The organism is Vibrio sp. H11 (genome assembly GCF_004804295.1).
GTDB lineage: Bacteria > Pseudomonadota > Gammaproteobacteria > Enterobacterales > Vibrionaceae > Vibrio > Vibrio ostreae.
The window spans coordinates 201,772-218,572 of the sequence record NZ_SSHN01000005.1 but is presented as its reverse complement, the minus strand read 5'-3'; the positions used below and the strand labels follow the sequence as shown (position 1 = coordinate 218,572).

Sequence of the window (16,801 nt, the reverse complement as noted above, 5' to 3'; positions counted from 1 at the left end):
AATCCCATCGAAAAAAGTGGCGTGTTACTCGCAAAAACAGGAAAGGATTAATAGGGAAAACACATCCAGGGAACATATTTCTGAACGTGATAGCGGTACCGGAAACAGTTACTTTTCCACACGCTCAACATCCATCTGTTGAACATATATTTACTCGATGCAAACCTGATTTTTTATTTAAATTATAATGCGCAATTTTTGCGTTGACCTGCTCCTGAGTCATCGGAAGTGAAGCAGGAGTTAAGGATTTATTGTTCCAAAACATCACCATACAGACACTTTCATCTTTACAAAGATAATCCCCTACTTGAAGGTATGACTTTTTTGAGACAGCTACTCCACTTTCAATATAAGTAAAGTGCATTTTTCCTTGGCCACCTATACGTTCATACTTAATTGTGGGTTTAGTGGTTTCTTGCCCACATGCAGAGAGGAGAAAAATCATTGGCAATATATATGCCACAACAATCATTTTCACAATTTAACCTCATTATTAGATATCAAGCTGAACTAAGCTATTGCAGCGTAAATACAAAAGCTAAATCACTTTCAAACCGCCGAGCGTTGCGAATTCGTCTAAAACGATTATGAACACTATGCGTACGTTCAAATAGATTGTTACATTTTTTGTGCAACGTAAATGGGTACATCTATTTTCTCGCCACCAGCTCTGAAGTGAGAATCTAAACCATATGCCATTTTCTCTAAAGATGAACCATGATAACCCGATGTTTGTATTTCAGTTATATACCGTTTCATGAATGGTATTGCACCTAAGTGTCTCCACTGAGCAACATGGACAAGCTCATGGAAGTGTAAACCTAAATCTGATGCTAGATGAGTGAGAACATAATAGGTATCTTTATACGTAATTCCGTGCAATTCCATATCAATAAAGCCACCCAAACCCATTTGACGAAGCTCTGGAAAATTAGGTTTTGGAATCTTATCGACAATTACAAAATATGCTTGTTGAAGAAACTCTGGAGAATAAAAGCCTTTGAATTCATCTACAAATTTAGAGCAACAAATCCTTCGTTCTTGATACTCAAGATTAGTCTGATCAATCCACTGATCAATTGGATGCAACATATGATACTCCAAAAAAATATTACGCTTCATTAATGTGTGAGCAATGTTACCACTACACCTAACCAAGCCACCTTAAACACAAAACCCAACGATGGAATGAAAAATACCAAGCGTTGGGAATCACTCTTAAATTCTTGTTATAACTCTTTAACCTTATTGTCTAAGATATAGCCACCCGCCACCAAAGATATGGTAATTAGAAGCTTAACATACCACAAAGCATACCATGCAACTTCCGTGTACTCTTTTGTGCTATCTAGGTACGATAAAGTTGTATAGTTGGTTGTTGTCACACCCCAATAATCAAAAGCTGGGAACCATGATAAGTAAAGAGCCGCTACATAGAGAGGCCAAATGACCTTTGGTTCAAAACTCATTCTTGAAAAATATGTCCATACACCAGCTATTAAACTGGCAAGAAGCATCCACCCTAAAACTTTTATACTAATTTGCCAAGGTAAGCCAAACACTTGAGAAAATTTCCATACCGCAATACCGCCAATAACAACTGCCAGCAAAGCAATTAGTTGGAAATAATCATCATTAGCTCTGTTACTCATAACTGTCCCCAATATAAACTCATCCACTGGTTAAACTATCATCAATAACTGTATAAGTAAACAGTATTCGTATTGATTCACATAAGCAGGCCAGCAATGTTTGACTGCCTTAGAGCAATTATGATTCAGACAACTTCTGATTGACGCTGTCGTTAAAATGCGCCACCCAATTATCACGAAACAACCTTGAAACTCTTTAATTTCCAACTGCAGGCTTAGACAAATTCAAGTGGTTGAACAGTCTATATAATCATATCTTGTCCTTTAGACCACGTGTCAATTAGGAATGTGTTTGAACATGAGGATATTCACGTTTATCTTGAGATATTTCAGTCCAACGCCCCCAGCTCCAACGTCCTTTTAATCGTCTGCTTCACATAGAACAACTGGCTGCCATGCCGTGCTTCCCACCCTCTCGGGTCATCGTGAAAGCGGCGGTGTTCATCGGCTGCCAGCGGTATGGTGAACAGATCATGTGTTTTCCCACCCATCTTCCTTTCACCATGGCATATCACGTGGTGGACTAACACCTCTCTGTTTTTCCGGTGATCACACATGGTCGTGAGCTAGTGCCTTGTAACCATTCTAATAGCTGCAGGGTCAACGCTCAACTCATTAACATCAACCACAAATAAAACATTAAACTATACCTCTCTAAATATTTCTTACGCTATACTAGTTTCCTAAAACTTCTTAAATTAGAGTGATAAAACATGGATGACATTCACAAGAAATTCAATAAATTCATTGACAAAATGCTTGATGAAAATTTTCCAAAGACATTTATATTAATTTCTTTTACATGCATTCTTTCCTTAATGATTGGGTCATTTTCTAATGCCTCATCAGGTTGGAGCACGCTTGGGGTCAACTTGGCAAGATTTACCTCTACCGCATTGATTGCATTACTTGCAGCCAAGATGGCATTGAATAACATGAGTAAAAACGAAAAAAGAAAACGAAACAAGGAAGAATACCATGCATTTAATGCTCTTCAATCTTCACTTTCTCAAATATTATATTCCATTAGAAACATTCAAGAAATATTTGATAATTATTCCGTCAACAAAGCAAATCATTTCTATAGAAGTGCATTAATTCCACAAATATCTTTATCAGAGTTTAATCATGATAAAATAGCCTTGAATCAATTTTATTATTTAACTCGTGCAGCTAACAAGTTAACTGACAACGAAAAAAACCTTGCCCCATATTTAGACAACAGAAACATAAACTACATATTTTCAAGATTTGACAGACTTAAGTTTCTATTTGAAATACATCATGACTTTAATAAAAACAATAGCTTTAATGATTATATTTCTCGTCACTATTTGGGAAACAATAGATTTGAAATTAAATTTTCCGATTTAAAAGAAACAATTCCCTTCAATGAACTATGCAAGTTCTTAAGTAATGGTGAGGCCATACTTATAGAACTAACTCAAATTGATGACATAATATGTAATACGCTAAAAGTGCTACGAGAAAATGTCAGAGAAATTATCGCTGAAGATGCGATAGATGATGATATGGGAATTCCTTTTATAGTAAACCCACCCCCTCGAGTATTTGAAGTAAATAAACTATCTGAAGAGGAAGAAAAAAAATTGAGAGCTTCAGATTACCCTATCTAGGTTGAATGTATTAACTATAAAACAAGAGTTAGGACATTGGTTAAACCAACGCTCCTAACTCAAATGCCCTCTTAATCGTCCGCTTCACATAGAACAACTGGCTGCCATGTCGCGCTTCCCAACCTCTCGGGTCATCATGAAACCGTCGATGCTCATCGGCGGCCAGTGGCATCGTAAACAGATCATGCGTTTTACCGCCCATCTTCCCTTCGCCATGGCCGATCAGGTGGTGGGCCACCACACCCTCGGTTTTTCCGGTGATCACACATGGTAGTGAGCGAACAAACTGCAGATACTTTTCACTGTGCCAGGTCAGTTCTTTGGGTCTGGCCATAAACATCGCTGGTGGCTCAGGGTCGATCGTCAGGCTTATGGCTTTTACTCGGCTATCGATTACGGCTTTGCCGTTGTCCGTAAATCGTTCGTCACTCTCGCGGCGCGGTGACAGTTTAGTACCTGACGTTTTTCGTTTGGTACCAAGCAATTCGGAAATAACCGAATCCGGCAGCTGATCATAAACACCGTTGAGAATGCTCCACCAGCCAAGCTCTTGTAATGACACGGCCCGACCCGGCTCCAGGCGCAGCTGCTGGCGCACTCGCTCCTGGGAAAACAACATCACGTTTCTCTCCGCCAGTTCGATGCATCGCTCACTTGGCGTATCGCGGTAATGGTTATCGTGATGCCAGCACAGCCGAACGGCGCCGCGGCCGCATTCCAGTACCGTCAGGTTTTGATCGCAGTATTCTCCATCAGATAGTTGGCAATGAGGAATACGCTCAAGCCAGTGACGAAAATCGCCCAGCCGGCGCCGCACGGTTGGATCAATAAAGAACTCTAGCAATCGCTCATCACCAGCCAGAGAGTTCAAACTATCCGGAAATACCGGACGGTTCAGTTTTCCGCTTGGTACATTCACCAGCTCATCAGGCAGAGGCATGACCACCAGCCGGTTACCCTGACTCATTTTGGCCAGCTCACTGAGCAGTGTCTTTCCAGGTTTGAACATCATCAAACCAAGATCTGATTGCAGAAAAGGCTGTAACACTAGCATTCGTAAGTCACCGACAGACCGATACCCATAGCCAGGTCATGCTCCATCAACGCACCTTTCGAACTTTCCCATCCGCTTAGTATGTAAATGGCATCCGAGACTTGCACCATCGGCAGACAAATCTGCATGTATTCGTGATGCTCTAATCCGTCCGGCAGAATGGCAGGGTTCAGCACTGTAAACCCCTCTTCACGTAACTCATCCGCTTTGGCGTGAAACGCCGGCTTATTGAATTCTGGTAACCCGGTCATCGGGCCAGCAATATAAACTTTCTTCAACGAAGTGCCCTCTCTAGTGTTTCAATGGCCTGCCCTGATTTGATCATGTCGCCGGTAAAGCGCAGTACCGACCAGCCTTTCAATACCGCCGCGTTGTATTTCTCACAGTCAGCCTGATAACCCTTGGCGCGGTTGTGGCGCCCATTGGCCCAGGTACCGCCCTCCACCTCAATAGCTAACCGCCGATCAGGGTATGCAAAATCAAACCGCCACTTGCGGGTTTCATGAAAACGGTATTCCGCTACAGGCATCGCCAGCTTCACCGCCCGTATATGGGTTAACAGCAACGCTTCCAACTGACTCATGACGCCACCGCCTTAAGATGTCCTGTATCAATCAGCTTTTTGCGTAACCACATTTCACCCTTACCGGTGATCATCGCCGTATGGCTGATGCGCGTTTGTGAATTAGTTTCGTAAGTGCCCTGCTTCACTGTGAAATACCCGCGTTCAACGTACTCTTGATACGGCAGGTTGTAAGACGTGCCCCGACTGATGAAGATCTTCTGCTCGCGCAGGATTCGAAAGATGGTAACCGATCCCAGTCCCACCGCTTTGGCAAAGTGACTGAGTAACACCCCCTTATCCGCGCCAGCGACCGCATCAGCAAACTCCGCCTTTGGTGCGGCCAGTGCCAGCTGCTGCGTTTTACTCTCCAGCTCTTTGGCCTGATTCGCGGCCAGTTGCAGGGCTTCCGCAAATGACGATGGCAATGTCGGGTTACTTTTCTCAAGCTCTTGCCACCTGTCGACCACCGCTGCGGTAAATTCCGGAGAGAGCCGTGCCACTACCACCAGTGAATCGCGTTTACTCAGCTCAAAGTAATCAAACCATTGGCCGCGGTACTCAAATTTTAGTGGCTCAATTTGAGCGGCTAAAACCTGGCCATCAATCAACGCCCGAATCACACGCAGAACGTTTTTATGATCCTTCCCGGTCAGTGATGCTATTTCACGGCTGCTCATGGTCATTTCAGTGTTTGTACTCAATCCAAACATACTCATCCCTCTAACCAAATCTTGTGTGAATGCCCGGTAGGCTCAGAGCTGTGCACGACGAACTGGCCAGCCGCTCTCTTGGCTTTGCGGAGCAATGTCGCTAACTCACACACATCGACGTTCAATTCGGCACATACACGCTCTGCGGTCCAAACACGTTTGTGGCTTTCCACCAGCTGCACCAACTCCCGTTCAGTCGCCATCCAGCCCCCTTAGCTTGTCGAGTAAGCTTTCACGCTGAGCCATCAGCGATTTGATTTTCTTCTCCGAAGACTTCGCCGCTTCCTGCGATGCGCTTGATTTGCGTTGCTGGAACGAAATCAGTGCGGCGTTCTCGTTGTTGATGTCAATTTCAAGCTGTCGGATTTGGCGTTTGATCACCTCGCACTCGTCCTGAGTTGATGCTCGTTGCTGTGATGCCGGGGGTTGGGCCGCGTAGCCCTTGTCCTGCTCCTTGCACAGCCAGGAGTGCATGAAACGCTTGATGCCAGAACTGGTTTTCTGCCGAGTAGGGTTCGCCTGGCACCAGCCGATCATGTTTCGCAGCTGCTGAGCAACATCCACCGCGGGATACAGGTCTCGCAGTTCGAACAACTCCGATTGCGTCACCGCATGCTCCTGGTGTTTTCCCTTCAGCGGGATTTTGAACAGAACAGGCTCTTCCGGCTTGCCGGTTTCGAGCTGGCTCGGAACAAGATCTTTGCCTGATGGTTCTATTGGTGGATCTATTGATGGTTTATAGCCGGATTCCGACCTACCCCCAGCCGAAATCTGACCTACCCCCTCGGGTTCTTTCGTCTGTTCGAATTTCGAATGTTCGACTTTTGAACGGACGAAATTCGACTGTTCAAAATCCGTCTGTTCATCCGCAGTCTTTCTCAGCAGTAAAACCGGCAGTTGATACTGGTTATTCGATCGTACTAAACGCCCAGTGTCTGCCTTCTTGAATTGGTTCTTTTTGGCCAGCCAACCCGCAGTCTCAAGCTTTTTCAAAGTCGATTTGACGGTTGTTGGTGATACACCACTCTTACGCGCAATGGTATCGATGGACGGCCAGCAAAGGCCTTTGTCATCGGCATGATCCGCCAAGCAAAGCATCACTAACTTGTCAGAGCCTTTAAACAACGGAATATCCCACACATAGCTCATTACTTTTACCGACATGCCGCCTCCCGAAAGCCCAGTGCCAGGCGCCATAGTTTCGGCATCGCATAAGGCGTGCGAACTGCCACAAATTGAGTCTTAGGACTGTCATCGACGTTCTGGACGTTTTTAGCGACCTTGCACCGGTTACGCTCATGCAGAGGTGCAAAAATAGCTTCCTCCAACGTCATACCACGCTTGTTCATACGATGGCTCAGCGTTGATTCACTGATCCCATACGCAGCGCCGATACTCTTCAGTCCTTTTAAGCCGTTATATTCATGTGCCACTGACATTATTCCACCTCTTCTTTTTTCAACGTCCAGAACGCGGGGCGTTGAATGCGGTTACCACGGTCCCAACAAATCCAGGCATACTCGGAGTTATCACTGCCACCATGAACGAACGACGGGCGTGGTGTGAGGATCAGTAAATTGGTCCAGGGAAACTTGCGCCAAAAATCAGCACGCTGCTTGCTGCCCAGCATGGACAGGCGCAGTAAGAAACACATGGTGCCGTCATTCGCCAAGTCCCGGGTCATTGCCGTTGCGATAAATTCCAGAGCCAGGCTAAACGGTGGATTGGTGATGATCACATCTGCAGACATATCCTTGGACGGATTCAGGTAGTCGATGCCTTCCGCCAGCTCGGCGTACTTGATGACGTGTCCATCGGGTAACTCGTTCGTCACCCGGCCGTCACCGCGGCAAGGCTCAGCAATCACATCACGTTCTCGGAATTCAATGCAGTCCAACAGCGCTTTCACACACCAGGGAGGCGTGGGATAAAAATCTCGTTCAATACGTTCCTTAGCCATACGTCCTCCCCTTACCGGCCACCATGAACAAACCTTGCTGGTGGTTCTCTATTCGTGCACTTAGTGTTATTCTCTTCATCACTGCTTCTCCGAAGTGGTATGTGAAAATCCCTCGCAAGATTTTTCACTCGGCTTTAGACCGTTGCCGCGGTTTAAAGCCAACTTATCCAGCCGCTTTAGCTCGTTGTCACAGAGCGTTTTCAAATTCCGAACTTGATCATATTCAAACTGCTCCGTCGCCTGCCCCATGCTGGTGGCCACTCGACAAGAGTTTGAAGTTAACTCGCCCATTTGCTGAACAGTTATCCAAAATGCTTGTGTGTTCATCTTGACTCCGTATACAGCGCATCCAGTTTCAACATGAACGCTTCAAAAGTGGCCTGGTACTCTTCTTTAAGGCAGGCAATTGTTCGGCGCTCTTGTTCATCAAACACACCGTCCGCTTTCGCTTCCTCAATGGTTTTATCCAGCAGCCCTTTCACGGCGTTGAGATGCAGGTGGCAGTCAAACATATCCACGCTGTCCAGCTCCGCCAGGTTTGGCCGCCCCACGACCATGCTGTTTACACGGTGAGCAAAGTACTCAGCAACAAACGGCGTATTCGTTAAGTCCGCCATTTCCACCAGCTCATCCACATTGAAGAAACGGGACCCTTTCTTTTCGTATAAGTGGTTATTGAAGCTATCAACCGACATCCCCAGCACAGCAGCGACCGCTTCTTTGCCACCGGTGACGCCAGCGATCGTTTTGTTCACCATTTCTTTTTTATTCACCATGTACTCCTTGGTTTGGTGGTTTACCTATGACTGAAAAGTTTGAAGAATGAACTTATCGGGGAATGTTCAGAAGCTGGTCTTTGCTGTATTTACCGTCAGATAATTCTTCGATCTGCTCGGCATAGTGCGTTTCTCCAGTGTATTCAGTACGCGGAAGGACTCCTTTTTCGCACCATTTATAAACCGCACGAACGCTTACATTGCACTGCTCTGAAATTTTCTGAACGCCAATGGATGTAATGGCTTCTCTCAACATGTTAACAACCCAAAAATGAACAATAAGTACATATTATGACGGAACTGATAGTACATGCAAGAGGCATTATTATTGAACCTATGGTTCATAGTGAAACAGTGCGATCAAACTTCGCCCAAAGGCTTGCACAGGCCTGTACAAAAGCTGGGATTGAAGAACATGGACGAGGCGTTGTACTTGCCAAGAAATTGGGAGTAACTCCAAAGGCTGTTAGCAAGTGGCTAAATGCCGAGTCTATGCCACGCCAAAACAAAATGGCGGAGCTCTCTGACTTTCTAGGAGTCAGCTTATATTGGCTTCAATATGGTAAAGAGGAACAATCTTCAACGGGGAATGCAAAGGTCCTCGGTAATATGCAAGTATGGGATAGCCGAACTCCGATCGGTGATGATGAAGTAGCAGTGCCATTTTTATCCGAAATAAAACTTTCAGCTGGCAATGGTTTTGTCAGCGACTTAGAACACGATAACGGTTTCCGTTTAAGATTCGCGAAATCAACGTTACGCCGTTATAACGTTGCTCCTGAAAATGCAGTATGTGTTGCCGTACATGGCAATAGCATGGAACCCGTGCTACCAGATGGATCTACTGTTGGTATTGATTGCGGTAATAAAACACTAATTGAGGGTAAAATCTTTGCCATCAACCATAATGGTGAGTTATTTATCAAGAAGTTATATCGCTTACCTGGTGGTGGGCTCAGAATCTACAGTTTCAATGAGTTAGAATACCCTCCCAGAGAATACACGGAAGAACAGATATCAGAACAAAAAATCACTATTGTGGGTCGTGTATTCTGGTACTCAGTTATGCTTTAAATCAGGAATATTCAAGGGACAATGCTTAAATTCAAAACTTCAGGGATGAAAAGCCTACTTTTTGTTTTGGCCATATCGATCTCAGGATGCAGTATTACTGCTGACGAGATTGAAGCAATGTATGACCAACCAGGACTACCTGGTTATTTAACTAAAGATGTATCAGAGTTTGATGGCACATCTCGAATAACCCTTGCTCCATCATTTATCGGAGACGGGGGTAATTTGCTAAGATTAGGACTTAGATGGAATAGTTCATTGCCGGATAACAAGATGATTCTGGTAGCTGAGTGGGGAGAACCTGAAAATTTTGACCCTAAAATGCCTTTGAAATTGAACATTGATGGGACGAGGCTTGATCTTCCCCCTGTAGATAAGCGCGGGTACGGTGAATTCATCGATAAGGTCTATTCTTCAGCTACCATGTTGAGCACCTCTTCCATCACGCTTAAGGAAACACATAAGCAGTATTGGATTTCTAGAAGTGAATTATCTCAAGTTATTGAAGCACAAAAAGTAGTTGTAAGAGTCGAACTGCTGAAATCCTATTGGGAAGAACGTCTAGAACCCACAGTTGAAGACATTCAAGCGCCTAAACTTTGGGCTAAGATGGCATTCGCTAAGTTTTTATCAGAGCAATCTTCTATTTCTAACTAGCTCACAGTTTACTAAATACATGAACCGCCAATAGGCGGTTTTTTTTTGCCAGTACATTACATCAGGATAAAAATGTACTTTTAGTTCTTTACAACAAATGTACTTATGGTACATTTTATTCATCCAAGGCACACAGCCTAGCTCTTTAACAAAACGAACCATGAACGACTACCCGGCTATCCGGTTAGGTCACTCCGAGTATTCCAGTGACGGAGGACAGAAATTCACTGACACAAATTCGGCTTTGGTAACAGAGCCAATTTGAAACGCCTTTGGTGGTCGGACAGTGGACTAAGGAATATGCCGACAAAGCCTAATGAAACTGCATCAGAGGCGTTTCAGATTTATAGGAGGATATTATGGCCGACCGAGTTACATCGGCGCATATATGACGAGCTATTGCAGCTCAGGCAACGACAGTTGCTCAGTCATTTGAAATAGGTAAGGGATATTTCCATGATGAAAACGCAGAATTAGTTAATCAGTTTGAGCTTGAGAGACTACGAACATTAGAGGAACAGTTAGAAGTCATAGTGAAAAAAAGACCCATTAAAAACGGGTCTTGAATGATTAGCTTTTTACCTTGAGAGCTTTTTCAATTTTTTCAGCATACATTGATAAATTGCGAAGGTGTTTGTCAAGTGTTCCGGATGGAGATGAACTCATTATGTCGGCTTTAATTAGCTCTAGTGCGCAAGCAACTGCATGGTCTCTGGTCGGTGTAGGAATCTTGCAAAGCTCAACAATTGCACTTTCATTACTCATGTGGTGTTCCTTAATTAGTCTGTGGAATGAACACGTTATCAGATTCTATGTCTGTGGAAAGTCGTGGAGATCACGTAGCTGGGCGTGACTAAATAATCCAGCAACTGGGTGCTTTAGTGAGTGGCTGGAGAGTTTTCTTTTAACTCGGTGTGTTTCTGAATAGCCAGCCACTCAACTTAAGCATCTGCCTTGAGGCAAGCTCAACAAAGACGGTGTCGATGATATGAACGTAAGCCGCGCCAGCAATGGAAGATGAAGCCTGGGTGTTCTATCCCAAGCCCAGGACGTAGACGGTCGTCAATATTCTATCGGAATGAGCCGGTTATCCAGTCCGGTGATCATTATGACCAGCGGAAAGACGCGAATCGCCTGAGAGCTAGTTAGTTCTCAAGCGTCGGTGACAGGTAGAGCCTGTCATTTTGAGAGTGGCTTGCACCAACGTAACAGGCGATTCCCAAAATCTGTTTTCCACTGCAACACTTCGCCCAGTTCTCTGGGCTTCTTTTTGGAGACCGAAAATGCCAAATCTTGATCGTCAAGAACAGCAGAAATGGATTCACGCTAACGATGCCTGGGAATCCAAACGAGCAAAAGAGGCCCGGCGGATGTGCGTGGTTTCAGCCATTACCTTTTTGTCTATCGCGCTTATCGCGTTCCATTAACCAGGGAGAACCCCATGTCAAAGCAAGAAGCAGGCAACCTCAGCCTAGAGGATCGCACCACCAACTTTCCCAAACTGATGCAAGAGCTGGACGGCGGGGTTATCTCCAACGTTGTTGGCCTTGCGATGTCCAACGTCGCCCGGGCGGTGTCTTACGCCGACAAACAGGGCAATGTGAAAATGGACCTGAAACTCAAGCCCATGGGTACCAACAACGAGATGGTAGAGATCACCGTCAATATGTCAGTGAAAGAGCCAAAGACAGGTTTTGGTACCAAATCCGAAGACTTCCAGTACACCTCCATCGCCTATGTGGGCAAAGGAGGCAAACTTACCTACGACCGTCCTAAAGAAGACATTTACGGCCAGACCGCGATTGAAGACGGCATGCTGCGCGAAGTGCGCAGTTAATTCACTTCCCCTACTACTTTATTGAAAGAGAGACAATCACATGGATAAAACAGCCATTCAGCAAATTCAGGAAACCGCCAATGCTCCAGAGTTCCTGAAGCAGCTTACCACTGCCGGATTTCCGGTCGCCGCACTGCCTGAATCGTTTTCACTGCATGATCTGGAAAAGTTCATGCCCAATCGCAATCAGTTCCGCGGCGTGATGCAGACGGCCAACATCGATGAGTTCGTGCGCTATCACGAAGAATACCAGCTTGAAGGTAACCAGTGCTTTATCGATGCTGAGAAAATGGCTGCGCTCACCATTTTTGACTTAGGTACCCAGTCACACCCAGGACACTGCAAACACCAGGCGAAACTGCTGCTTCGTAAAACATCAGCTTTCAATGCTCTGCTTAGTGTCAATGAGCAGCGCCAAGGCCAAAAGAAACTGGCCGAATGGGTAGAAGACTACGGTGATTTCATTCAAGTCTTTTCGACCACCGGTGAACTCATTGAAAACTCCGTTGCATCAGCCGCTATCCGTAACATGAAATTTGAAGCGAAAAGCGGCCGTGAATCGAATGTGGATGACTTTAGCCACCACCAATCTGAATACGAGTCGATCGCGGTCCGGACTAAAGAAGAATTTCCGATGCCGGCGGTGTTCAAGTTCACGTGTGAGCCTTATCTGGGCCTCGCTGCTCGCGTGTTCGAAATGCGTATGAGCACCATCGGTAATGAAACTCTGGTACTGCGTATTAAGAAACTGGAGCAGCACGAAGAAGAAATGGGTGAAGAGTTCCAGGCCAAGCTGCAGGAGACATTCAAAACCGAAGGCATCGAAATTGAGCTCTTCATTGGCTCGTTCATTTACTAGATGATAATCGCGCCCTCAATCGAGGGCGCATCTTGCGAGGAATTATCCATGGCGGCAACCATCGATACCCAATACGGGAAAGTTACCACTTCGGCCCCCTACTTCAGCCACCAGCTCGCGTGTCAGGTACATAACCTGACTCTCGTTAAGACTGAAAATGAAAACAACGGCTGGGGAGTTAGCCGGGAATGTCCGGCGAATATCTCACTCACCCCTGAATTTCTCACCATGTTCGCCCGGGACGCGGCGGCGGTAATGTAAGGGACAAGAACTATGTCTGAGGAAGATATAAAAACAGCCGTTGAAGGCGTTATGTCTCTGCGCCCAAAAGGGCAACCATCCAGAACTATCGATAACGCGAAACGAGCGGCAACTCTGCAGCGTTTGAGTGAACTCGATTTCCAAAAGGAACTGGAAATGATCATGGATGGAGAAATCCCGGACTACGGCGCCTACTTCTTCAAGAAGTTTGACCCAACGAAAGGCGGCTCAAAAAACGCTAGCTTTAATCCTTACGCTGGCGATCAGAAGCCATCGGTCTGATACCAGTTGTTCACACCCTATTTCTATAAGGCGCAATCGCGCCTTTTTTCTTGCGAGGAATTCACGTGCTTTTACCCAATGAGATTATCGTCGACAACTTTGCCGGCGGTGGCGGTGCGTCTACAGGCATGGAGTTAGGGCTTAACCGCCATGTCGATATTGCCATTAACCATGATCCTGATGCTATCGATATGCACAAGGTAAATCATCCTGAAACCAGACATTACTGTGAATCGGTCTGGGATGTGGATCCGGTTGAAGCCTGCGCCGGACGCCCTGTTGGTTTGGCTTGGTTTTCACCGGACTGTAAGCATTTTTCAAAAGCCAAAGGTAACCGGCCCGTTAATAAGAATATTCGTGGTCTGGCATGGGTGGCCGTTCGCTGGGCTTCTATGGTACCCGTCCGGGTCTTCATGCTGGAAAACGTCGAAGAGTTCATGACATGGGGACCTCTTCTGGAAGTTGAACCAGGCAAGTGGAAACCTGATCCGGACAGAATCGGAGAAACATTCCATGCTTTTGTCTCGGTATTAACCACTGGTCTTGATAAAGGACACCCAGCCTGGCCTGAAATAAAGGAAGCGCTTGGCAACCAATTTCCTTATGAGAAGCTTGAGCAAGGCCTCGAATACCAAATCGAGCACCGAGTTCTGAGTGCTTGCGACTTTGGTGTCCCGACTATCCGGAAACGCTTCTTTCTGGTTGCGCGTAAAGACGGAAAATCGATACGCTGGCCATCCCCAACTCACGGACCTAATGACTCTGGGCTGCTCCCATATAGAACGGCTGCAGATATTATCGATTGGTCGATACCCGTAAAGTCTATTTTCGGTCGCAAAAAACCACTGGCCGAGAAGACAATGCAGCGCATCGCCAAAGGCCTTGAACGCTTCGTCATAAATGCAGAAAACCCGTTCATTGTCAGTGAAGAAAACCAGACGCCGTTCATCACTGAATGCGCTAATGCATCAAACCAGAGAAACATGCCAGCCGATGAGCCACTGCGTACCATCTGCGCCCAAGTCAAAGGTGGTCACTTTGCTTTGGTTACCGCTTTTATGGCTAAGCACTACAGCGGCGTGACAGGTTCAGATCTAACTGAGCCTTTGCATACAGTGACAACAACTGATCATAACGCTTTGGTTACCAGTCATATGCTCAAAATGCGCGGTAGTAATATCGGCCATGGCACCGATGAACCGGTGCACACCATATCAGCCGGAGGGTTCCATATCGGTGAGGTTCGGGCATTTCTGCTCAAGTACTACGGTACCAACTATGGGCACGCCCTCGATCAACCCGTACAAACCATTACGACAAAGCATCGCTTTGGTCTGGTAACCGTTAAGGGTGAACAGTATCAGGTTATCGATATTGGTATGCGGATGCTAGAGCCACATGAGTTGTTTGCAGCACATGATTTCCCTGAGAACTACCATATTTCCCACACCAGTGACGGCCAAAAGCGCTCTAAAGCAAACCAGGTTGCGAGAGTGGGTAACTCCGTCCCTCCAACTATGTCCCAGGTGCTTTGTGAAGCTAACTTCGGCAAGCAGCCGGCGGCTATGGTCGCTTAAACATACAACGGAAAGCACATTGATGAAAACAAGTAATGATCATTCTACAGCTACACCTGAATCTGAAGCTCAAGTGGTACCGCTGGAAAATATGGAAGGGTGTAAAACGTTGCACGCTTACGCCATCAAACTTGAACGTGAACGCAATGAGTTGGCTAGTCAACTAACCACCATCATCGACAGCAAAGAAGCCAACCAAGTGAAAGACTGGGCGATCTGCGGCATCTATACCAATTCAGTTGAAGGGACTGAGGGCCGCGAGACCAGAATGGCCGCTTTCAAGACGCACTATCACCAAAGAGTAAACGGTGCACGAAGTTACCTGGCTTCAATACAATTCGAAGCACCATAACCCTATCTCGTCAACCACCAGCCAGCACTGAGATTGGTGGTTGCACTAGCCCCTCCAAATAATAAAAGTCGAGGTGATTTATGAGAATCATCAAACCTAAACAATATCTGAGAGAGTTTTGGCCTGGGTCCGACATCAAGCCAGCCACCGTTGTGAATTGGATAAAAACGGGAAAGATCCAAGGCACTACAACACCGACCGGTGTGTATATGGTCATCGTCACCGACGATGCCAGCCTTTCAGACAAAACCAATGAGTTACTAAGTTTTCTGGAGTCCTAAGTCATGGCAGCTCGTCGAAGAAGCAAGGGAACAACCCATTACCCTGAGTTTTTGCTGAAAGTAAGCCACAAAGGCAAAACACGCTTTCGCTTTAAAACGATTGATGGTGTGATGAAGATGTTTCCGGCTGGCACCACTGAATACCAGGCGATTCAGGCCGCGATTGCCTACAACGCCAAGCATCGCTCTAGTTCTGGTTTCAGTCTTGAGGGAACATCAAAATATAGCTCAGCTGAGCAGCGCACCGATCGGTTCAACAAGCCTTTGAAAGAATGGCTACCGTTGGTGATTAAACGAGTGAAATCGGAAGAAGATCTTTCTCAAGGTGTTTTCCAGAAATTCGTGAATGAGTGCGCCAAACTGGAAGAAGTATTAGGCAGTGTGCACACGAAATCGCTCACACTGGCACACCTGAATGAGTTCCTGAGTGATGAGTATGGCGAACTGGCTAAACGTTCGTTTAACGGAAAGGTGTCGAACATGAAGAAGGTGTTTTCGTACCTGGCCGACGAAAGTGCAGTGGACTTCAACTTCATGCTGCAGAAGAAAATGAAGAAGGTCACCAAAGACGACTTCAAGAAGAAGCGACAAGATCTCTCTGTTTCAGATTACGAACGTATCTATGCAGCCGCCCCACTCTTCCTGAAAATAGCCATGTCACTCTCGTTGCAAACCACTCATGCTGTGCGAGAAGTTTATCGAATCAAGTACAAATTATCTGAGCCTAAAGAAGGTGTATGCGGAATCGTTTGGTACGATGAACCAAGGGAAATGGATGGTTGCCAGGTACACGGAACTCTCTACATTCACCGTGAGAAAGTAAAGAAATCCGATTCGTCATTCGTGGCCATCCCGGTTACTGATGCCATTAAAGAGATAGTTGAGTTGTCCAAAACTGATCGGCTGCATTGCCCCTACATCGTGCACCGGAAGCCAACCCAGTCCCAACGTGGGGTCGCCAAAGAATGTTCTCACCCATACCAAGTACATCACCACAATATCAGCAAAGAGTTCAGTAAAGTGCGTGACAAACTGGGCCTGTACGATGAGTTGGATAAATCAGAGCGCCCCACTTACCACGAAATCCGCCGGCTATCAGCCAAGCTCATCGAGGCCCTGGGCGAAAGCGCCACCGTTCGTATGGCGCATGCCAATGAGAAAACCACCAAGATCTATACAGACAAAAATGATGTAGTTTGGAATGAAGTGACACCGATTACGGTTAAGCTGTGATACTTTCTGATTAGGAGCGCTTGTTTAATAGATA

Annotated in this window: 27 protein-coding genes; 12 read left to right on the top strand and 15 right to left on the bottom strand. The window is 46.0% G+C overall.

Annotation, left to right across the window (positions count from 1 at the left end; genetic code table 11):
- Positions 1-124: 124 nt before the first annotated feature.
- The 4 genes from E6C74_RS10150 to E6C74_RS21150 all read right to left on the bottom strand — a co-directional run bounded on the left by E6C74_RS10150 (position 125) and on the right by E6C74_RS21150 (position 2,143).
- The gene (locus E6C74_RS10150; RefSeq protein WP_136484697.1) at positions 125-478 is read right to left on the bottom strand and encodes a hypothetical protein; all 354 of its coding nucleotides are present in this window, start codon (positions 476-478) and stop codon (positions 125-127) included.
- A gap of 140 nt (positions 479-618) precedes the next feature.
- The gene (locus tag E6C74_RS10145; protein WP_136484695.1) at positions 619-1,092 is read right to left on the bottom strand and encodes a hypothetical protein; all 474 of its coding nucleotides are present in this window, start codon (positions 1,090-1,092) and stop codon (positions 619-621) included.
- Between the two features lie 137 nt (positions 1,093-1,229).
- Positions 1,230-1,652: a hypothetical protein gene (locus tag E6C74_RS10140; protein WP_136484693.1), complete on the bottom strand. Its 423-nt coding sequence runs from the start codon at positions 1,650-1,652 to the stop codon at positions 1,230-1,232.
- A 329-nt stretch (positions 1,653-1,981) separates the two neighbouring features.
- Positions 1,982-2,143: a DUF968 domain-containing protein gene (locus E6C74_RS21150; protein WP_240798165.1), complete on the bottom strand. Its 162-nt coding sequence runs from the start codon at positions 2,141-2,143 to the stop codon at positions 1,982-1,984.
- A 222-nt stretch (positions 2,144-2,365) separates the two neighbouring features.
- On the opposite strand from E6C74_RS21150, the gene E6C74_RS21145 reads away from it, so the two are divergent.
- The gene (locus E6C74_RS21145; protein WP_240798164.1) at positions 2,366-3,289 is read left to right on the top strand and encodes a hypothetical protein; all 924 of its coding nucleotides are present in this window, start codon (positions 2,366-2,368) and stop codon (positions 3,287-3,289) included.
- A 40-nt stretch (positions 3,290-3,329) separates the two neighbouring features.
- Here the strand turns inward: E6C74_RS21145 and E6C74_RS10125 are convergent, their stop codons facing one another.
- From E6C74_RS10125 to E6C74_RS10080, 10 genes are all read right to left on the bottom strand, one after another.
- On the bottom strand, positions 3,330-4,343 hold the full coding sequence (locus E6C74_RS10125; protein ID WP_136484691.1) for a DUF968 domain-containing protein: 1,014 nt from the start codon (positions 4,341-4,343) through the stop codon (positions 3,330-3,332).
- Entirely contained in the window at positions 4,337-4,621 is a 285-nt protein-coding gene (locus E6C74_RS10120; protein ID WP_240798163.1) for a DUF4406 domain-containing protein, read from the bottom strand. Before E6C74_RS10120 ends, E6C74_RS10125 begins: the two co-directional genes overlap by 7 nt.
- Positions 4,618-4,926, bottom strand: a complete 309-nt coding sequence (locus E6C74_RS10115; protein WP_136484689.1) for a hypothetical protein — start codon at positions 4,924-4,926, stop codon at positions 4,618-4,620. Before E6C74_RS10115 ends, E6C74_RS10120 begins: the two co-directional genes overlap by 4 nt.
- A complete protein-coding gene (locus E6C74_RS10110) occupies positions 4,923-5,618 on the bottom strand; it encodes a phage antirepressor KilAC domain-containing protein (protein ID WP_136484686.1) in 696 nt (231 codons plus the stop codon). Before E6C74_RS10110 ends, E6C74_RS10115 begins: the two co-directional genes overlap by 4 nt.
- A gap of 192 nt (positions 5,619-5,810) precedes the next feature.
- Complete coding sequence (locus E6C74_RS10105; RefSeq protein ID WP_136484684.1) at positions 5,811-6,782, bottom strand: helix-turn-helix domain-containing protein; 972 nt, start codon at positions 6,780-6,782, stop codon at positions 5,811-5,813.
- A complete protein-coding gene (locus E6C74_RS10100) occupies positions 6,773-7,057 on the bottom strand; it encodes a hypothetical protein (RefSeq protein WP_136484682.1) in 285 nt (94 codons plus the stop codon). Before E6C74_RS10100 ends, E6C74_RS10105 begins: the two co-directional genes overlap by 10 nt.
- Positions 7,057-7,578, bottom strand: a complete 522-nt coding sequence (locus E6C74_RS10095) for a DNA methyltransferase (RefSeq protein WP_136484680.1) — start codon at positions 7,576-7,578, stop codon at positions 7,057-7,059. The genes E6C74_RS10100 and E6C74_RS10095 overlap by 1 nt, the downstream gene beginning before the upstream one ends.
- 78 nt (positions 7,579-7,656) lie before the next feature.
- Positions 7,657-7,905: a hypothetical protein gene (locus E6C74_RS10090; RefSeq protein WP_136484678.1), complete on the bottom strand. Its 249-nt coding sequence runs from the start codon at positions 7,903-7,905 to the stop codon at positions 7,657-7,659.
- Positions 7,902-8,354, bottom strand: a complete 453-nt coding sequence (locus E6C74_RS10085) for a YmfL family putative regulatory protein (RefSeq protein ID WP_136484675.1) — start codon at positions 8,352-8,354, stop codon at positions 7,902-7,904. Before E6C74_RS10085 ends, E6C74_RS10090 begins: the two co-directional genes overlap by 4 nt.
- Before the next feature lie 52 nt (positions 8,355-8,406).
- Positions 8,407-8,610, bottom strand: a complete 204-nt coding sequence (locus E6C74_RS10080) for a helix-turn-helix domain-containing protein (protein ID WP_136484673.1) — start codon at positions 8,608-8,610, stop codon at positions 8,407-8,409.
- Positions 8,611-8,645: 35 nt separating this feature from the next.
- On the opposite strand from E6C74_RS10080, the gene E6C74_RS10075 reads away from it, so the two are divergent.
- Positions 8,646-9,428, top strand: a complete 783-nt coding sequence (locus tag E6C74_RS10075; protein ID WP_136484671.1) for a helix-turn-helix transcriptional regulator — start codon at positions 8,646-8,648, stop codon at positions 9,426-9,428.
- Positions 9,429-9,449: 21 nt separating this feature from the next.
- Positions 9,450-10,085: a hypothetical protein gene (locus E6C74_RS10070; protein ID WP_136484669.1), complete on the top strand. Its 636-nt coding sequence runs from the start codon at positions 9,450-9,452 to the stop codon at positions 10,083-10,085.
- Positions 10,086-10,655: 570 nt separating this feature from the next.
- Here the strand turns inward: E6C74_RS10070 and E6C74_RS10065 are convergent.
- Entirely contained in the window at positions 10,656-10,850 is a 195-nt protein-coding gene (locus E6C74_RS10065) for a hypothetical protein (RefSeq protein ID WP_136484667.1), read from the bottom strand.
- Positions 10,851-11,368: 518 nt separating this feature from the next.
- Between E6C74_RS10065 and E6C74_RS20990 the strand changes: the two genes are divergently transcribed.
- The 9 genes from E6C74_RS20990 to E6C74_RS10025 all read left to right on the top strand — a co-directional run bounded on the left by E6C74_RS20990 (position 11,369) and on the right by E6C74_RS10025 (position 16,767).
- Positions 11,369-11,512, top strand: a complete 144-nt coding sequence (locus E6C74_RS20990; protein ID WP_168797006.1) for a hypothetical protein — start codon at positions 11,369-11,371, stop codon at positions 11,510-11,512.
- Between the two features lie 14 nt (positions 11,513-11,526).
- Entirely contained in the window at positions 11,527-11,922 is a 396-nt protein-coding gene (locus tag E6C74_RS10060) for a hypothetical protein (protein ID WP_136484665.1), read from the top strand.
- A gap of 40 nt (positions 11,923-11,962) precedes the next feature.
- Positions 11,963-12,781 carry a DUF2303 family protein gene (locus E6C74_RS10055; protein ID WP_136484663.1) on the top strand — a complete coding sequence of 273 codons (819 nt, stop codon included), beginning with the start codon at positions 11,963-11,965 and terminating at the stop codon, positions 12,779-12,781.
- 48 nt (positions 12,782-12,829) lie between these two features.
- Entirely contained in the window at positions 12,830-13,042 is a 213-nt protein-coding gene (locus E6C74_RS10050) for a hypothetical protein (protein WP_136484661.1), read from the top strand.
- A 12-nt stretch (positions 13,043-13,054) separates the two neighbouring features.
- The gene (locus tag E6C74_RS10045; protein ID WP_136484659.1) at positions 13,055-13,324 is read left to right on the top strand and encodes a hypothetical protein; all 270 of its coding nucleotides are present in this window, start codon (positions 13,055-13,057) and stop codon (positions 13,322-13,324) included.
- A 65-nt stretch (positions 13,325-13,389) separates the two neighbouring features.
- On the top strand, positions 13,390-14,901 hold the full coding sequence (locus tag E6C74_RS10040; RefSeq protein WP_136484657.1) for a DNA cytosine methyltransferase: 1,512 nt from the start codon (positions 13,390-13,392) through the stop codon (positions 14,899-14,901).
- 22 nt (positions 14,902-14,923) lie between these two features.
- Positions 14,924-15,253: a hypothetical protein gene (locus tag E6C74_RS10035; RefSeq protein ID WP_136484655.1), complete on the top strand. Its 330-nt coding sequence runs from the start codon at positions 14,924-14,926 to the stop codon at positions 15,251-15,253.
- Between the two features lie 80 nt (positions 15,254-15,333).
- Positions 15,334-15,534, top strand: a complete 201-nt coding sequence (locus tag E6C74_RS10030; protein WP_136484653.1) for a hypothetical protein — start codon at positions 15,334-15,336, stop codon at positions 15,532-15,534.
- A 3-nt stretch (positions 15,535-15,537) separates the two neighbouring features.
- The gene (locus E6C74_RS10025; RefSeq protein WP_136484651.1) at positions 15,538-16,767 is read left to right on the top strand and encodes an integrase; all 1,230 of its coding nucleotides are present in this window, start codon (positions 15,538-15,540) and stop codon (positions 16,765-16,767) included.
- Positions 16,768-16,801: the final 34 nt, after the last annotated feature.

Excerpts from the sequence above, each read along its gene's own strand:
- E6C74_RS10145 (WP_136484695.1), bottom strand. The coding sequence starts at position 1,092 with ATGTTGCATCCAATTGATCAGTGGATTGATCAGACTAATCTTGAGTAT.
- E6C74_RS10140 (WP_136484693.1), bottom strand. The coding sequence starts at position 1,652 with ATGAGTAACAGAGCTAATGATGATTATTTCCAACTAATTGCTTTGCTG.
- E6C74_RS21150 (WP_240798165.1), bottom strand. The coding sequence starts at position 2,143 with ATGGGTGGGAAAACACATGATCTGTTCACCATACCGCTGGCAGCCGAT.
- E6C74_RS21145 (WP_240798164.1), top strand. The coding sequence starts at position 2,366 with ATGGATGACATTCACAAGAAATTCAATAAATTCATTGACAAAATGCTT.
- E6C74_RS10125 (WP_136484691.1), bottom strand. The coding sequence starts at position 4,343 with ATGCTAGTGTTACAGCCTTTTCTGCAATCAGATCTTGGTTTGATGATG.
- E6C74_RS10115 (WP_136484689.1), bottom strand. The coding sequence starts at position 4,926 with ATGAGTCAGTTGGAAGCGTTGCTGTTAACCCATATACGGGCGGTGAAG.
- E6C74_RS10110 (WP_136484686.1), bottom strand. The coding sequence starts at position 5,618 with ATGTTTGGATTGAGTACAAACACTGAAATGACCATGAGCAGCCGTGAA.
- E6C74_RS10105 (WP_136484684.1), bottom strand. The coding sequence starts at position 6,782 with ATGTCGGTAAAAGTAATGAGCTATGTGTGGGATATTCCGTTGTTTAAA.
- E6C74_RS10100 (WP_136484682.1), bottom strand. The coding sequence starts at position 7,057 with ATGTCAGTGGCACATGAATATAACGGCTTAAAAGGACTGAAGAGTATC.
- E6C74_RS10095 (WP_136484680.1), bottom strand. The coding sequence starts at position 7,578 with ATGGCTAAGGAACGTATTGAACGAGATTTTTATCCCACGCCTCCCTGG.
- E6C74_RS10090 (WP_136484678.1), bottom strand. The coding sequence starts at position 7,905 with ATGAACACACAAGCATTTTGGATAACTGTTCAGCAAATGGGCGAGTTA.
- E6C74_RS10085 (WP_136484675.1), bottom strand. The coding sequence starts at position 8,354 with ATGGTGAATAAAAAAGAAATGGTGAACAAAACGATCGCTGGCGTCACC.
- E6C74_RS10080 (WP_136484673.1), bottom strand. The coding sequence starts at position 8,610 with ATGTTGAGAGAAGCCATTACATCCATTGGCGTTCAGAAAATTTCAGAG.
- E6C74_RS10075 (WP_136484671.1), top strand. The coding sequence starts at position 8,646 with ATGACGGAACTGATAGTACATGCAAGAGGCATTATTATTGAACCTATG.
- E6C74_RS10070 (WP_136484669.1), top strand. The coding sequence starts at position 9,450 with ATGCTTAAATTCAAAACTTCAGGGATGAAAAGCCTACTTTTTGTTTTG.
- E6C74_RS10065 (WP_136484667.1), bottom strand. The coding sequence starts at position 10,850 with ATGAGTAATGAAAGTGCAATTGTTGAGCTTTGCAAGATTCCTACACCG.
- E6C74_RS20990 (WP_168797006.1), top strand. The coding sequence starts at position 11,369 with ATGCCAAATCTTGATCGTCAAGAACAGCAGAAATGGATTCACGCTAAC.
- E6C74_RS10060 (WP_136484665.1), top strand. The coding sequence starts at position 11,527 with ATGTCAAAGCAAGAAGCAGGCAACCTCAGCCTAGAGGATCGCACCACC.
- E6C74_RS10055 (WP_136484663.1), top strand. The coding sequence starts at position 11,963 with ATGGATAAAACAGCCATTCAGCAAATTCAGGAAACCGCCAATGCTCCA.
- E6C74_RS10050 (WP_136484661.1), top strand. The coding sequence starts at position 12,830 with ATGGCGGCAACCATCGATACCCAATACGGGAAAGTTACCACTTCGGCC.
- E6C74_RS10045 (WP_136484659.1), top strand. The coding sequence starts at position 13,055 with ATGTCTGAGGAAGATATAAAAACAGCCGTTGAAGGCGTTATGTCTCTG.
- E6C74_RS10035 (WP_136484655.1), top strand. The coding sequence starts at position 14,924 with ATGAAAACAAGTAATGATCATTCTACAGCTACACCTGAATCTGAAGCT.
- E6C74_RS10030 (WP_136484653.1), top strand. The coding sequence starts at position 15,334 with ATGAGAATCATCAAACCTAAACAATATCTGAGAGAGTTTTGGCCTGGG.
- E6C74_RS10025 (WP_136484651.1), top strand. The coding sequence starts at position 15,538 with ATGGCAGCTCGTCGAAGAAGCAAGGGAACAACCCATTACCCTGAGTTT.